Annotated in this window: 18 protein-coding genes; 13 read left to right on the forward strand and 5 right to left on the reverse strand. The window is 58.0% G+C overall.

Annotated elements, in window-relative coordinates:
* Positions 1-27: 27 nt before the first annotated feature.
* Entirely contained in the window at positions 28-2,679 is a 2,652-nt protein-coding gene (locus tag GA566_RS29840; RefSeq protein ID WP_029309131.1) for an EAL domain-containing protein, read from the forward strand.
* Positions 2,680-2,719: 40 nt separating this feature from the next.
* Here GA566_RS29840 and GA566_RS29845 read toward each other — a convergent pair whose 3' ends face one another.
* The 4 genes from GA566_RS29845 to GA566_RS29860 form a co-directional block, all read right to left on the reverse strand.
* Positions 2,720-3,808, reverse strand: coding sequence for a hypothetical protein (locus GA566_RS29845; RefSeq protein WP_051705540.1), 1,089 nt, complete (start codon positions 3,806-3,808; stop codon positions 2,720-2,722).
* A gap of 447 nt (positions 3,809-4,255) precedes the next feature.
* Positions 4,256-4,921 carry a hypothetical protein gene (locus GA566_RS29850; protein ID WP_017514574.1) on the reverse strand — a complete coding sequence of 222 codons (666 nt, stop codon included), beginning with the start codon at positions 4,919-4,921 and terminating at the stop codon, positions 4,256-4,258.
* Positions 4,922-4,934: 13 nt separating this feature from the next.
* Positions 4,935-5,756 (reverse strand): HDOD domain-containing protein, encoded by an 822-nt coding sequence (locus tag GA566_RS29855; RefSeq protein ID WP_017514575.1) that lies wholly within the window; start codon positions 5,754-5,756, stop codon positions 4,935-4,937.
* 55 nt (positions 5,757-5,811) lie between these two features.
* Positions 5,812-6,771, reverse strand: coding sequence for a hypothetical protein (locus tag GA566_RS29860; protein ID WP_017514576.1), 960 nt, complete (start codon positions 6,769-6,771; stop codon positions 5,812-5,814).
* Between the two features lie 169 nt (positions 6,772-6,940).
* On the opposite strand from GA566_RS29860, the gene GA566_RS29865 reads away from it, so the two are divergent.
* The 7 genes from GA566_RS29865 (at position 6,941) to GA566_RS29895 (ending at position 11,675) form a co-directional block, all read left to right on the forward strand.
* Positions 6,941-8,149, forward strand: a complete 1,209-nt coding sequence (locus GA566_RS29865; RefSeq protein WP_017514577.1) for a phosphoadenosine phosphosulfate reductase family protein — start codon at positions 6,941-6,943, stop codon at positions 8,147-8,149.
* 45 nt (positions 8,150-8,194) lie between these two features.
* A complete protein-coding gene (locus GA566_RS29870) occupies positions 8,195-8,410 on the forward strand; it encodes a hypothetical protein (RefSeq protein WP_124682100.1) in 216 nt (71 codons plus the stop codon).
* 238 nt (positions 8,411-8,648) lie between these two features.
* Entirely contained in the window at positions 8,649-9,017 is a 369-nt protein-coding gene (locus GA566_RS29875) for a hypothetical protein (RefSeq protein ID WP_029309134.1), read from the forward strand.
* A 24-nt stretch (positions 9,018-9,041) separates the two neighbouring features.
* Positions 9,042-9,401, forward strand: coding sequence for a hypothetical protein (locus GA566_RS29880; RefSeq protein ID WP_017512630.1), 360 nt, complete (start codon positions 9,042-9,044; stop codon positions 9,399-9,401).
* 147 nt (positions 9,402-9,548) lie between these two features.
* Entirely contained in the window at positions 9,549-9,989 is a 441-nt protein-coding gene (locus GA566_RS29885; RefSeq protein WP_017512631.1) for a hypothetical protein, read from the forward strand.
* Between the two features lie 162 nt (positions 9,990-10,151).
* Positions 10,152-10,757: a hypothetical protein gene (locus tag GA566_RS29890; RefSeq protein WP_017512632.1), complete on the forward strand. Its 606-nt coding sequence runs from the start codon at positions 10,152-10,154 to the stop codon at positions 10,755-10,757.
* Between the two features lie 288 nt (positions 10,758-11,045).
* Complete coding sequence (locus tag GA566_RS29895) at positions 11,046-11,675, forward strand: hypothetical protein (RefSeq protein ID WP_017512633.1); 630 nt, start codon at positions 11,046-11,048, stop codon at positions 11,673-11,675.
* 58 nt (positions 11,676-11,733) lie between these two features.
* Here GA566_RS29895 and GA566_RS29900 read toward each other — a convergent pair whose 3' ends face one another.
* Complete coding sequence (locus GA566_RS29900; protein ID WP_017512634.1) at positions 11,734-12,066, reverse strand: hypothetical protein; 333 nt, start codon at positions 12,064-12,066, stop codon at positions 11,734-11,736.
* 118 nt (positions 12,067-12,184) lie between these two features.
* Here GA566_RS29900 and GA566_RS29905 point away from each other — a divergent pair, with 118 nt between their 5' ends.
* The 5 genes from GA566_RS29905 (at position 12,185) to GA566_RS29925 (ending at position 15,092) form a co-directional block, all read left to right on the forward strand.
* Positions 12,185-13,237 (forward strand): SAM-dependent methyltransferase, encoded by a 1,053-nt coding sequence (locus tag GA566_RS29905; RefSeq protein ID WP_029309137.1) that lies wholly within the window; start codon positions 12,185-12,187, stop codon positions 13,235-13,237.
* A gap of 259 nt (positions 13,238-13,496) precedes the next feature.
* Positions 13,497-13,889 (forward strand): hypothetical protein, encoded by a 393-nt coding sequence (locus tag GA566_RS29910; RefSeq protein WP_017512637.1) that lies wholly within the window; start codon positions 13,497-13,499, stop codon positions 13,887-13,889.
* A 2-nt stretch (positions 13,890-13,891) separates the two neighbouring features.
* Positions 13,892-14,464, forward strand: a complete 573-nt coding sequence (locus GA566_RS29915; protein ID WP_017512638.1) for a hypothetical protein — start codon at positions 13,892-13,894, stop codon at positions 14,462-14,464.
* A gap of 149 nt (positions 14,465-14,613) precedes the next feature.
* On the forward strand, positions 14,614-14,853 hold the full coding sequence (locus GA566_RS29920) for a hypothetical protein (RefSeq protein WP_011229290.1): 240 nt from the start codon (positions 14,614-14,616) through the stop codon (positions 14,851-14,853).
* A 35-nt stretch (positions 14,854-14,888) separates the two neighbouring features.
* Positions 14,889-15,092: a hypothetical protein gene (locus tag GA566_RS29925; protein WP_011229291.1), complete on the forward strand. Its 204-nt coding sequence runs from the start codon at positions 14,889-14,891 to the stop codon at positions 15,090-15,092.
* Positions 15,093-15,235: the final 143 nt, after the last annotated feature.

The following is a 15,235-nucleotide window of genomic DNA, read 5'->3' on the forward strand; positions in this document are numbered from 1 at the left end:
CCTCGAATCGACATGCCCAGTGTTTCCATGACAGAACGACACGGTCGAAGCAAAAAGGCCACCACGCGGGTCTTCTTGCCGCTCGTCTATGTTGGCGCCGTCATCGGCACACTAGTGACTGGCCTCGTAGCGTACGAGATCAACGACAGTCGAACGCAGGCGCTGAATGATGCGTCCAGGGATCTAACTGTCCTTTCGTCTGCTTCTGCAGCACAGCTAAAGAGCTATCTGGACTCGATAGGTGAAGTGCTATCGGCGGCGGGCTTGGCGAGTCAATCACTGCTGACGGCGGGCCCTGGAGGCGCGGACAACGCGCTCAGTCAAGTTCGTGCAGCCGCAGTCGGCACCGCAATCGAAGGTATCGTGGTTGTTGGGAAGGCCGGCGTCCCTGTGCTGCATACGTACGACGATCCGGTTCCGGCCTCATTTCTGCCAGGTCAACTCGCCGTGCAGAAGCTTGAGTATCAGCGCACTGCGGGCACAGAGATCGTTGGCCCGATACTGTCAGACTCGGGCGACCGGGTTAAGGTGTATGCGGTAAAGCGAATCAACGACCAAACAGGCGCGTTTCTCGGGGCTGTACTGACACCCCTTGATATTTCCTCGATCGCACTTGTTGGCAAGGAGGCTCTTCGCAAAGATGGTGTGACCGTCGCGGTGCTGGGAGCCGAGAGGGGAAACCTAGTTGCGCGCCTACCAGATCCCGGCGTCCTCCGTTACTTGAAACAGTACACGGAGACGGAGATCAGTCCGCAGATGGCGGGCAAGCAGTCGGGGGTGGCAGTTGGCGCGAGCGCTGTTGACGGCGTCCGACGGCTGATGGCATTCGAGCGTGTCAAGGACTACCCACTTTTGGTCGTTACCTCGATGGACGAGCAAGTCGTCAATAGCGAATGGCACGCTGATGCGAAGCGAATCATAGGTATCGGTTACGCTTCACTAAGCGTGATTGCACTACTCCTGGTTGTAATGCATCGCCAGCTGAGACAGCTCATGCACCGGACAGAAGCGATAACCGAAAGTGAGCAGCGCTTCGACCGCGTTGTGCAGCGTCTTACCGATGGCCTCTATGTACGCGACAAGGCAGGGAAGCTTCTCGTGGCCAATCGGCAGTTCGCGACGTTCTTCGGCGCGTCTGACGAAAGGGCGCTGGTCGGTGCCGACCTGGCGACAATCAACCCCCAAGCTACTTCAAAGTCCATCGCACGCCTCAATGATCAGGTGTTCTCGTCGCGTGGGAAACCCTACATCCTTGAGTTGGAGACGGAAAGCCATGATGGACGAATGGTGCCGATGGAGTACACGCTGAGTGCCGTAGAGATTGGTGGCGTCGACTACATACTTGGCCAGATGCGCGACATCACTGCACGGCGCCAGTACGAGAGCCGACTGGTAAAGCAAGCGACGTTTGACGAGATCACCGGTTTGCCGAATCGCCGGCTGTACATGGATCGACTCTCGAATGCCCTGCACCGTGCGAAGCGCGATGGTCGGAACGTGGCCGTAATGTTCGTTGACCTCGACCATTTCAAGAGAGTGAACGACACGCTGGGCCACCGCACCGGCGACCAGCTCCTCGTTGCCGCGGCCGAGCGGCTTACGTCCCTTGTGCGCGATGGCGATACGATTGCCCGCTTCGGGGGCGATGAGTTCGTTGTTTTGCTTGCAGAGGTCACCTCACCGCTGGAATGTCGTTTGCTCGCTGAGCGCATCGTCGAGGAGTTCCGGACGCCGTTCGAGCTGGCAGGCCGGCGGGTCTCTGTGACAGCGTCGGTTGGTGTAGCCGTAGCTCCGGGGGATGGAGCCGAGCCAGATCTGCTGCTGCAGCACGCTGATACCGCAATGTACGAGGCGAAATCTGGCGGCAGGAGCGGTTTCCGGTTCTTCAACAATGAGATGAACGTACGCGTTCACGAGATGCTGCAGATTGACGGTGAAATTCGATTCGCACTGGAGCGCAATGAGATGCGCGTCTTGTACCAGCCGATCGTTGATCCTATTGCCCGCAAAGTTGTTAAGGCAGAGGCTCTTGCGCGATGGGAGTCCACGCGTCTCGGGTCCGTGTCTCCCGACAAATTCATTCCTGCGGCCGAAGAGAACGGCACGATCGCGCAAATCGGTGATTGGGTCTTGTCCGAGGCTTGCAGGACTGCCGCCTTATGGGCCAGGGACTTGCCTGAGCCGATCGCCGTCAGCGTGAACGTCAGCGCAAAGCAGTTCAACGATCCGAGATTTGTCGACAGCGTCTTCTCGGCACTTGATGAATCCGGGCTTCCAGCTCACCTGTTGGAGTTGGAGCTCACGGAACGTATTCTGATCTCAGACGATGAGACCGCATTCGAAACGATCGCTGCGCTGCGAGAGATGGGTGTCGGCCTGTCGCTGGACGATTTTGGCACTGGCTACTCGTCACTGAGTTACTTGACCAGATTCCCTCTGAACACTATCAAGATCGATCGAGCGTTCGTCAGTGGCCTGGCGGAAGATTCGCAGACTCAGAACCTGACAAAGGCGATCATCGCTCTGGCAAAGAGCCTGGACCTTCAGCTAGTTGCCGAGGGCGTCGAGACGGCCGACCAAGCAAGAGTTCTGATCGCCTACGGGTGTGATCTCCAGCAAGGTTATCTCTATGGGCGACCGGCAGAGCCGTCGGCAATCCTGAATCCGAGTTGGGGGTAAGTTACGAAGATTGCATATCGTCGAAGCAGCCCGTGGTGTCCTATCGCAGTCCTCGCGCGGCACCTGTAGTGCCTGCTGCCACGCCGTGCCGGCCGTTGGAGTCGGTATCGGCCACTCGGCAAAACATCTCCCCCTGCGTTCTCACAAGCATGAGGAGTGACTCAGGGGTCAAGAATGGGTCATTCCGTAGCATCTGCCGCATGAGCAAAGTGCTGAGCGCGTAGGTGTCCCCGGCCATAATTGGCACCCCTCGTACTGCCTTGCCCTTGCAGTTGACCGACAAGAAGACCTTAGGGCCCTGATTCTCCAGGGTGAACCACTTCTCGTTTGCGGTACCGTGCCCCTTGCCCTCAAACTTCGGCACCCATTGCATGAGCGTTGCCAGGACAAGCGGCAATTCTCGCTGCGACAGCTGAATCGATACCTTGTCCGTCCAGTTGTATTGCCGAGAATTACCACTGGTTTGAGCCACCTCGATACGAACAGTTGCTTGGCCGGCGCGGGATACGTCAGTGGAGAAGCATGCCGCGGCACTTCCGCCATATACGTGCTGGCTGATGATCTCTTTGCCTTGGCCAGACTGCCTTGCCGGTTCTTCCACCCCCGGCTCCTCGGACAGAGAGAGAGAGCTCATCGGCGGGGGATTGCTCTCGCTCCTGCTCGGTTCCATCGGCCGCCCAGCCGGGATAGCCTCAGCGCCGGTGCCGGAGGGTCGAGTAGGGCTAGACTCCTGGCAGCGCCGACGAAAACCTGAGCGCTCCAGCTCGAGAAACTCGGCCATGGTCAGCCTGACATAGCGGGCGTCATCCCCCTCATTGCCGGTCTCATCCCATCTCTTGAGTCGAGCCGCAAACTGGGGCCCTTCGTGCTTGCCGATCTCGATCAACACGCGCAGGGAAGGGATGCGGACATTCAGTCGCTGTAGACGTTGCTTCAGCTTCGGCGTAATCGAGAAGAAGATGCCCTGAAGGAATTTGAGTGCTTGCTCATTGCCTTGCTTTACATCTGCAACGGCTTGCGTAATGCGGTCTCCCTCGATGTCGTAGACGGACATGAGCATGCGGACATCGGGCGCAGGGATCTTGAGCTGCTGCAGGTCCGCACATAACGCCGCGGTATCCAAGGTCATGCTTGTTTCTCCGTCGAGTCGCTTCATACAGTGACTTGACTATAGCAAACAAACAGACAGATTATCAATACGTGTTATTCCAATGACTTCGATATGGTCATTGGGCGAGGCGTTGAAAGTTCTCACAGTACCCACCAACTCTTCTCAGAGTTGGTGCTGACTGTTGTGACCCCTCATCGATGTGCAGAGTGCCGTTCCCGGGGCATTCGTGAACCTTCCGGCGGAGAAACAGCCGTTGAGCGAGGCGGGGCAGCGCTCGAAGGGCTGGTGGTCTCAGGCCCAGATAGTCTGCCCGCATGTCCCAAATTTGGAGGTTCCTTTGACACCACAGTCACAAAGTTGCATGGAACTTTGAGAACTCCTGTGCGAGTTCGTGTGAGTCATGTCAGCAGCTGAAAGCGGGGGACGCAACTGCTTTGGGTGTGCGTCGAAAGCGCGACCGATTGGCTACCAGATCTCGACTTCTAGCGCGGCATTGAGCTCATGCTCAATATCTATGCGGGTGCCGTGCAGCAGAAAATCCTCGTACTTCAGCAGGCCGAGGCCACCCATCACCATTGGGGTACCCACCTCCATCGCAGAGGCCATCAACTTGATCTCCTCGATGTCGCTCAGTTCGGGAGTTGCCACACCGTTCTTCCAGGCCAGGAGCTTGCGATAGCTTACGGCAACTTTGGTGCACGCTTCGGCAAGCGTCTTTGACCAAGTGGCCGCAATAAACTCGCCAACGATGAACTCGGGCGACCCGAAAACATCAGCACTGACCACCGAGTGGAGGTAGAGGGCCGCCTCATTCGCTCGTGTGACATCAGCCGTGCTTGGGCCTGCAAACAGGCCTGATCCCGAGATCAGCGAGTAGTCTTCCCATTTGAAAACGTCGGCGAGGAGAAATACTCTGAAGCCAGAACAGTCCAGAAACGAACTGATTGCGTCTATTCTCCTTCGCGTCAGAACGTCATAGAGATCATGGGGCTTGGTATGCGTGGGCTCATCGAAACAACTCATGAGGAGGTCGGCACCCACGCCACATGAGTGAGCCGCGGCATCGAAGTCGATGCCGAGAGCTTGGGATTGATCGATGATTGCCTGGTAAAGGCGAAGTCCTGTTTGCACGGGAAACGGTCTCTCAGCTCGAAATCACGATCGCATCAACTGCATCTCGCACGGGGCCACGAAGACGTTCCAGCCGCTCTTGCGAGAGGCCCAGCGCCGATGCCAGTTTGCTGTCAAGCGATGCCATGATCAGTTCTTCCCTTACTCCTGACAGGGTGTACCACGAGTACTCGGAAGACGCACGCAATATCTTACCGAGGATTGCTGCGCGGTCAGGCTCGGGGAAGTCCGCGATTGCAGTCCTAACGCTTTGCGGGAATCGCCAGCGGAGCAAGAGTTCCGCAGTGACATCGTTGTGGGAAAATCCAAGGATTTCTCGCTCCACGCTTACGCGTTTGGCCAGATCCAGAGGGTGCACCAGAGTGCCAATCTGTTTGGCTTCCGCTGGGAGTCTCAGCTGGATAAGTAGGACGCCGAGCCCTTGCATGAGCCCGGCGGTGAAGGCCTCTTCGGCGTCCACGCCAAGGGTGCCAGCAATCTCTGCCCCCATGTACGCACTGGTGAGGCCGTGCCGCCAGTAGTTGCCCATGCTTATCCCAGCCACCTGTGGGAAGGCACTCATAACCCCAGACGTGATCACCGTGGTGCGGAGTGTTTGCAGGCCAACCAGATTCACTGCACGTTCCACGCTGGCGATTCGGCCGCTTTCTCCGTAAAAGCTGGAGTTCGCGACACGGATGACCTTTGCGGCAATGGTTTGATCCCGCCGAACGAGATCGATGATATCGGACAGGTCAGTTTTCTCGTACCGCGTCATTTCGACAAGGTCGTACACCACCTGCGGAATCGTTGGCAGCTTGACGGTTTGATCAAAGACCTTGTTGAGGGGCATCATAAAACTCCAGCAGGGCGGCGAGGTGGGGGCGTGATTTCCGGGGTTTGAGGGTCCGTCATGTGCCAAGCCGAGCGATTGCAGCCTCCAGGTCACGTTGGCCAGGCCGACGTGTTGCCTCAATGAACGGCTCGATGAACTGACCAACATTGCGCAAGATCGCCTGCAGCGAGAAATGCTCCACCCAGTCCGAGAAGACAACTTCGTCTAGTGGTTCGCAGGAAACCGTCACGTCGGATGCCCGGAGAACGGGAGCTCGGGAAAGGTCCATCAACTTCATGTTCCTTTCATACGTAGCCCGGCCTGCTGCCGAAGCAATGGCACCGAGAGTCTTCTTCTTTAAATCGACCTTGCCGGCCTCGACATGTGCATAGAAGCTCTCAATGGAGCCGCCATGCTGTCCAAACACCTTGAGTGCGGTTGGGATACCTACCCGCGGAAGACCTTCTATGGTATCAGACGCGTCGCCCGCCAATGCCTTGGCCTGAAGGTAGGTCCAAGGGTCTGGCGTCCCGACATGGTCATGCAAGTCGTCTGCTGTGGCGATCAGCTTTTTTGCGCGTGAATCGAACCAACCGATGCCGTGTCCGACGGCTTGGAGCAGGTCCGAATCGTTGGTCACGATAAGTACATCATGTCCACCGGCGGCCAAGACATTCGCGAGTTGGAACGCGACATCGTCCGTTTCAGCGTTCGGGGCCTCTAACTGCATGAGCCCGAGCTTCCCGGCCATCGTCTGAATGTGGGGGCGCTGCCTCTCGAAAGAGGCCCGCGCAGCTCGCGACGCCTCGCTCTTCAGGCACTCACTTTTATAGTCGGCATAGAGGTCATATCTCCACTGAGCTCGGCCATCCCAGGCGAGAACCGGGAAGAAGTCGTAGTGGGTGCGCAGCAGCACGGACAACGACCAGAGAGTGCCGCTGATCGCTTGTACCTCCATCCCTTGCGCGGTCAGGGTGTGAGAGTACTGATTTGCGTAACCAACTGCAGATCCATCCACGATCATGATTGCGGCCATCAGTGTTGCTCCCTCTACGCCTTTCACGTTTGATGTGTTCCCTTGTGCGACGCGCACAACTGGAGTATGCGTACATGATACTGCGGAAATGCGAGGGGTTATAGCTTGATGAGCTGCATCCCCTACGGGCAAGGCCTCGCATGGCCTCCATCACAGGGAGATTCATAACATGGACATGTCCGTAGGAACGCAAGAACAAGCAATTCGCTTCATCACGCCGAAGTTCCTGGAAGGTGCCCCGGCCGGAAAGCCCAATCAGGTTGGTTTGTCGCCAGAGGTTGAATCCATGCTTGCCCGCGATGCGGTGGTGGCGGTCGGGGTCTCAGGCGGCAAGGATTCGGATGCCTGCGCTATTGCGGTGGCAAGGCACTTGGATCAGATCGGCCACAAGGGACCGCGGCTGCTGGTGCATTCCGACCTAGGCCGTATCGAGTGGAAGGATAGCCTGCCTAGCTGCGAGCGGTTGGCACATCGATTGGGTTGGGAACTGCTGGTGGTTCGTCGGCAGGCTGGCGATATGCTGGACCGCTGGGAAGTACGGTGGCAGAACAGTGTCTCGCGGTACGAGGACATGTCCTGTGTGAAGCTCATCCTTCCCTGGAGCACGCCGTCGATGCGATTCTGCACGAGCGAAATGAAGACACACCTCATATCCAGTGCGTTGCGAAAGCGCTTCCCGCAGGGAGACATTCTCAACGTGACGGGGATTCGCCGACAGGAAAGCAAGAACCGCAGCAAGATGCCGATCTCGGCGCCGAACTCCGGACTGACCCGCAAGAGTGGGATTGGGATGACGTGGAACGCCATCATCGACTGGCCTGTCCAGGACGTGGTGCATGCGATCCATGATGCGGAACTCGAGCTCCATGAGGCTTACACGAAGTACGGTATGTCAAGGGTCTCATGTTCTTTCTGCATAATGTCATCCGAGGCCGATCTGATAGCCTCCGCGATGTGCGAGGACAACCACGAGCCATACATCCGCATGGTGGAACTGGAGGCAAGGTCGTCATTTGCCTTCCAGGGGAACCGGTGGTTGTCCGACGTGGCGCCCCACGTCCTGCCGCCGTCGCTGCGAATCCGGGCCGACAAGGCCAAGGCAGTTGCGGCACAGCGACAGGTGATAGAGGCCGCGATCCCGGAACATCTACTCTATACGGCTGGTTGGCCGACGTGCCTTCCCTCGCGGGAAGAGGCGGGGCTCCTGGCTGGTGTTCGCACGGAGGTTTCGGCGCTACTCGGGCTCAACGCCCAGTGCCTCGATGCCACCAGCGTGCTGAACCGTTACGGCAGTTTGCTGGAGCTGAAAGTGGCCAAGGGCAAAGCTGGCTCGGCGGAGGATACCTATCCCCAGCAGACGGAGCTTTGTTTTGGTTGACGTGAAACCAAACCCAATATGGATGTGCGATGACAGAGACCGAATTTGACGCCGCTTGTCGGCTTTGCCAAACGCTGGATACAAGGGCCAGTGACGTCGGAGTTCTTGAAGAAGGCCGATGAAAAGCGATTCATTTGGATTCGCGACGACTTCCTGACTGTTGAGCGTGTAGTGAGAACCGGCGAGAAGCTGGCTTTCTTGATGCACGTGGCCAAAGTCAAGAAGGAGGTGCGGGAAACTGGGTACGTGTTCTTCGCGTAGTCGGAACGCATCTGTTGCGTGAAACTCCCTCCAAGCCCGCTGACGCGACTTAGGTCGTGCAGCGGGCTTTTCTCTTTGGCGCTGGCGTGCGCCGGCCGGGCTGGGGGACGCCAACTGGATCGCCCCCCCCAACAGTCGGCTCATCCCACCCGTGCCGAGGTTCGTGCAACCGCGTGTGGTGCATCTCTCTCCATCTGATCAATCGCGGCGCCGTCCGCACACCACAAGGAGAAGGGAAATGACACTTAACCAATCGGAACAGCAAGGCCTGAAGAGCGCGATCTTGGTCCATGAATCCCAGGCTGGCGTGGTCGAGCATTGCTTCTGCACGAAGGAACAAGCCGAGGCGACGCTGCGCGCATCCCCCGACGCCGATACCGGCGCAAGCATGTTCGTCACTGAAGAAGCTCTCGAGGCGGAGATGGTGTACTCGACATCTCCAGATCTGCGAGCACGCGTTGAGGCTGCCAAGTCCAAACTTCAATTCGATATCGCTGTCCGCGACGCGCTGAATCGAAACGGTGTGCCGGCTGACCGCATCCTTCGGGTTGCAGTCTACAAAGCAATCAAGGAGCTGCGGGAGACCGTGCTTCGTCCGGTGTGCTAAAGCCTATCGATCTCAGGAGAGACTGTGAAATCAACGATCATTGATTGCCTCGCGGAACTCGGCTGGCAGAAGGACAGCATTGTCGATGCCTTCAGCAAGACGTTCGAAACTGTCGTTGCACCGAAGAAGGCCAGCGTTTGGCTGAGTTTCGATCAGGAGGGCAATCGCTGGTGGCTCCGCAACGGTGAGTTCACCAGTGCCGGAGAGAACGTACTGGCGGCCTGCCATGCGATCATTCCCATCGGGATGCCTCCCAATGAAATCCAGAAAGCTGTCGACGCGCTTGTTGCCGAGATGGAGTACAGGATAACTGGAGCGTACTCGGTTCGCCTTCTACGTCAACGGGACGCAGATACCGCACCCAGCTCCACATCGCCGTTCTGAAGAGCTCCCCCCTCCCTACGCTACCAAGGCGTTCGGAGGGCTTTTTCATGGTCGACTCCAGAAGAGGAGGTGTCAACTGGACCGCCCCTCAATATGTCCCGGCGTTGCTCATCTCCAGCAGCAACTCAACCCTACAAGGAGTCGGACATGAATCAACAGGAAAATATGGTGCCAGCAGTGACTGGCCAGGTGGTGCAGGGCTACGCGGACTCGCCAGTGATTCTGGCGCCCTCTGGCCGGTTCATTACGGACAATCGAAACCGCAAGGTGGCTGAGGTATTCCAGCCGGGAGATTCCCCCGCGGAAGCCGAAGTGATGAAGCGGCGAATTGTAGGCTCGTTCAACGCGCTGCCAGACTTGGTTGGCGTTCTTCTTCGGGCGGACAAAGAGGGCAGCTTGTGGCAGGCCCTCTACAACGAGGGAATCACTGACGCCTACGATGAAGCACTGTCGCAGGCAGTGAAGGCATTGGGCGAGGAAGGCCTTACGACCGTCGCGCACCGTTACGATCTCGACCTCGAAGCCATCCGGGCCAAAACCGATCCAGATCGGGGCATGAATACCCCTGAGCCGCCGGCGATCGCGTGACACATTAACCAGCAGCATGCCCACCGTTCTCTTTGAGGCGGTGGGATTTTTATTTCCTTCCTTCTTCCGTGCAGTGACGCTAGGCAGTGGCACGCCTATATCTCCCTGGTACGCATATCCCATAGCAAGTCCAACCCTGAACTAACAAAGGAGAACTCCGCTATGGGTTTCAAATCGCAGATCGCACTTTACAAGGCATTCTTGGTCGCCGGCTTCAGTCTGGCGAAGCTTCGCTCGGTGGAAGCGCAAGACGGGCTCTGCTGGGAGGTAACTCTGAAGAAGGGCAAGGTCGAGATCCTCCACATCAGCAATGGAGGTTTCGGCGGGCCGGACGAAGTTCGCAGCTTGCTGCAGAACGATGACGAGATCGGCCGCAATGTTGACGAACTGTACGCCGTCCCAGAGGTCGCTCAGATCATCCGAGACGCGATGATCGACGTACTGAAGGCGGAGAAGAAGTACGCGAAGGATGGCGAAACTCGCGACTTCGACGCTGAAATTGAAGCTGCCAAGGACGCCCCGCTCAAGCGCGCAGACGACACGACTGCCATGGTGATCGGAATCATGACGGATGCCAAACAGACGATCGATCAACTGAAGCGAGCTGCCAAGCGGAAGATCTGCTGGCTGGAGAAGTGCGAGGCCGGGGATTCCGATACGTACGTGTACATCAGCGCTCCGCTGAACGCGGAGACCCGTGCACACGTCCACCAGAAGTACGGCGAGACGCTCGACGTCATCCTCAATGACCTGATCGAAGGCCTTTAACCCACGACGCCCCGGACTAGATCCGGGGCTATTTCTTTATGTGGCCTCAGGGTTTGCGGGGCGAGGCATCTCTCTTACTGTTCTACGCGCCCATGACATGCATTCATTAGTCAAGTTACGCCAATCTTTTGCCGCTTAGGCGCAGATGGCCGCACCGGCGGCCCGGTGGCGGGCGGGGCGAGGGGGATAAGAGTGGGCTGCTTCGGGTGGTGCGTACAGAAGCCTGTTACGCATTTCCCTCTGTAAGGCGGTCAGGCGCCGAAGCCACAACCTATCTCGGAGAATTACATGACTACTGCTACTCACAACATTCTCACTCCGTCCAACATTCGCGATCTCACCATTTTCGGGTTCTACCCGAGTGGGCAGAAATTCTCCGGTACCGTGAAGGCCGGCTCCTCCTTCGAGGCAATGATTCGTGTTCTTGCAGACCGTCGCTATTCCGACGACGGTGGCGACCTTGCAGTCTCCAGCGTGATTGACGCGGAGACGGGCCGGGTGGTTGACGGTGCTCTGCTGTCGGCCCAGCACGACTTGTTGCCGGAAGTTGAAGCCATTGAAGGGGTAGTCCAGTGCGTCACTGATCTGATCTCCACCATGCAACCGCGCATGGATGGTGACCTCAGCGACCGCGATCGCCTCTTTGCCTACACTGAGTACGTTGGATTGCTGCTTGCCGAGGCACCGCTTGCGTTCGAAGGACTGACGCATGGTGCCATGGAGATGTCGGACGAGAACATGACCCTGGAATTCGAAGACTGTCGGGGTCACGTGCACTACTTTGAGCCAGCATTCGCGCTTCTTACACTTGCGGAGGCTGCGCTGCAGGTAGAGGTCACCACTGCCGCGCTTCAAGTGAAGACGCTCGCGACGGTGGCACGCAGCTCATTGAATCTTGCTGCGATCGATGCACTTTGATGTCCACGGGAGATCCCTTCACCAGGGGTCTCCCATTTTTTTTGCGCGAGCGTGCCTGCTAGTCCCACACGACGTGGACAGGCTCCATTGAGTTGATCCTGCCTACCAGGCGAGATCCATCACCCACTGCGTACGCCTTGATCAGGAGATGTTGCGACTTGAAGTTGCCGTCTTCCTGCCAGGCCGTCTTCCAGACCGGAATCGTGCACTGCAGCCGGCCGGTCAGATCCTCCACCCACAAGCTGTAGCAAAGCTCACCCTGGACGGTGGCTACGGTGGGGCGCTGCCTGAGGGTGTACAGCCCGTGGAAATGCAGGCCTGATGCCAGGGTGGCAAGGTGATCATGCTGCCCGCTCAATGCGAACTTTCGTGCGACGATGGTTTGCATCATTTGAGTACTGCCGTGGGTTTGAGTCCGCGATGGATTGATGGGAAAGCTATGCCCTTGGTGTTGATGGTCGCTGTTCGCCATTACGAGCTGCAAGGACCAACCAACAAGGAGCATACCCATGCAATACGGCACCTGTCACTTTACTTCAAAGCAAGCAGCCGATCGCTACTATCAACAGATGGGCTATTCCTCTGCGGACATTCCACTTGCAGAGGGGAACATCCGGATCGGAGAGCCCGCGTTGCGGGAGGGCGAGATCGCGAAGCCGGATGAGGACGGTCGGTACCACGTCTGGGTTCCTGAGACCGTGGAGAAAGCGCCTGCAGTTAGGCCGTCTGCCACAGTTTCTGCGCCGCGGCGCCGCGAGGACGATCGCCTGGCATCTGAGCTGGAGCTGTTGACGATCGAAGAAGGCACGATTCAACTGCCGTCGGAGAGACTGCAATGCTATGCGGAAATCAAGCGGCTGATCCAGAAGGGCGGGGGGCGCTACGATTCTCGCGGGTACTTCAAGTTCCCTGCGGGCATTGATGCTGCAGTCATCCTCGAGGAGTTGCGGTGCGGGAATGTCGTGAATGGAAAGAAGGATTCCCAATCGTTCTTTTCCCCCCAACCTGTTGCACGTCGGGTTTGTGAAGCAGCGATGCCGAGACCCGGGAGGCGGTACTTGGAGCCGTCAGCTGGTGGTGGCGCATTGGCGGACATCGTGCGTGCGGCCGGGGCGGAGATTGTGGTCGTGGAGAATCATGCGCCGAATGTGCATATCCTAGAAGGCAAAGGCTATGACGTTCTGGACCGTGATTTCCTCACAGTGTCGCCGAGCGAGATTGGTTTGTTCGATGGCGTGATCGCGAACCCGCCATTCAGCAACAACCAGGATATCGACCACATCCAGCACATGTGGTCGTTCTTGAAGCCAGGTGGTTGCTTGTCAGCGGTCGCATCAACGGGCTGGCAGCGAGGATCTCAGCGCAAGCATCGCGCGTTCATTGAGTTCCTCGAGCAGAACCATGCCGAGATCGCTGAGATCGAGGCGGGGGCATTCAAGGAGTCAGGAACTAGCGTTGCTACGGTCCACATTTGCGCCTGGAAGACCGTTCCGGAACGTGCGAAGGCTGAATCGAGCCCTCGCCCATCGGCCGCGGCTACTCAGTTGGCCCTCATGCTGTGAAATTCTGAGCTCAACTCAGTCGGATGGCCCGGCCTGTCTCGGCAAGGTCGGCATCTGAAAACTCCCGCCCGCCGGTCTCTACAGACGGCGGGCATTTTTTTGTCCGCCTTCGGTCCCGATCGCTGCGCCCACCCGAACACCTCGCGATTCATCGTCCCTCCACAGCACAGCATCCTGGCCGGTGCTGCCGTGCGCTAGGCACTTCACTGCCGCTGTGGTGCATTCCTTAGCTGCAAGGAACAACGCAAAGGAGAAGCAGATGACGACAAGCAGTAAGGACCTGGTCTCAGGCGCGAAGCACGATGTCCTGGCCGGGCGCATTAAGCGATCGACGGGTCTGCAGTACTTCGGGTACCGAAAGGGAGCCGATTCGATCTTGATCAAGATGGCGGAAGGAAACCTGTTCGAGATCCCGGTGACCCCCGCCGGCTCTGCAATCGTAGTAGTGGCTGCAGTTGCCAGTGCTTTCGACGCTGGATCTACCCCGGCCGATGTTCTGGATGACTTTCGGCGACGAGGGGAAGTGGAAGGAGCTGTGCAATACCTTGGAGCTGATCCATTTGTTGGCGAATGGGCCGAGTTGGTTCAGACGCCGATGGAGAAGGAGGCTTCCGCGGCTCCTGCAAACACTGCCTTCACCCTGGAGATCTGAAGATGAACCAATCCGAACTTCGCGACACTTTCCAGAATCTTGGTTTGCCCCTGAGTGACGTACAGGAGCTCGATCCCGACTCGCTGTTTCCCGGCGTATCAAAGTGGCATGTGTTGATAGAGGCCGTCGAAGGGACGTTGGTGAACCTGATGGCCAATGCAGCAGTATCGGCGGTGTCCAGTCCACTATCGGTGCCAATCGAGTTCCGGCTGGACGGTAAGCCAAGCAAGCTGGAGGTCTGGAATGTGCGTCTCGTAAGCGGGGTGAGTCTGATCCTCAGTGCGACTGTTGAACCGAAGCCTCTCACCGCTGGCGAACTCGACATCCGTGCGACGGTAAGTGTGGTTTCGGACCAGACCCTGATGCCGTTTGTTGAGGAGTTGGCGGTAGAGGGGCGACGAATCGAGGCGATCGATCGACTAAGGGCGGAGGTCAAAGGTGTTGCGTCAGCCATCGAGAGCCTACTCGATGGTGTAAAGCAGCCTCGCGCGACCTACATCTATCGGGAACGTCTGGAATGCACGGCGATGGGTTGGGCCAGGCCCGATACACAGCAGCACGCCATCAACTCGTAACCACAGTAGCCCCCTCTTCCAGAAGAGGGGGCTTTCTTTTCATTTCGCAGCGCGCAGAGGTTTCGGGCCCTCGCCGTTGTGGTCCCCTGTGAACCATCTCTCAGCACCAACAATCGCGGCATTGCCGCACCGAACTCAGGAGAACGACCATGGCAATCCACTACGACAATGCGGACGAGAACAAGGGCGGTTTCACGTCGGAGCAGATGAACGCACTGATTGAAGGGGCGAGCGAGCAGCAGGTCCGCCTTGCATTGCAGAAGGTGCTCCACGTTATGGCGAAGCTTGGCTTCGGCACGGACGAGGAGATCTCCGGGGCGGATGCTGTCGACGCAATCGGCGAAGTATTCGCGGAAGTCACTGAGGAAGTGCTGCAAGGGCAGGGCTAACTCAGTTCAACCGAAGCAAATGGAGGGAGAACGAATTGCCTACCAGTCCTGAACTCGCAAACATCGACGCGGCATTCGAGCGGCTCAACACGATTCTCGATACGACTGGGGCGCTAGATTCCGCGGCGACCCAGCATGCAGCCTACGCGTTGCGGCTCGCCATCGTGCAAGCGCTCGGTGACCAGGATCGAATCGAGGCCGCCGAAGCCTCTCTCGCGGAGCTGAAACTCAGTTCCTGAATTGTGTAGCCCGACGCCCGCGTGACCGACTCAGTCGGCCGCGGGCTTTTCAATTCAACGCCGGCGTTTCCCTGGGGCAACACCACGCCAAGCAATGTCGAAGCAGCAACTGCTGCTGCTGTTCATCGTGCGATGGCCATTGT

Origin of the sequence: Cupriavidus sp. SW-Y-13 (genome assembly GCF_009793345.1) — a bacterium.
GTDB lineage: Bacteria > Pseudomonadota > Gammaproteobacteria > Burkholderiales > Burkholderiaceae > Cupriavidus.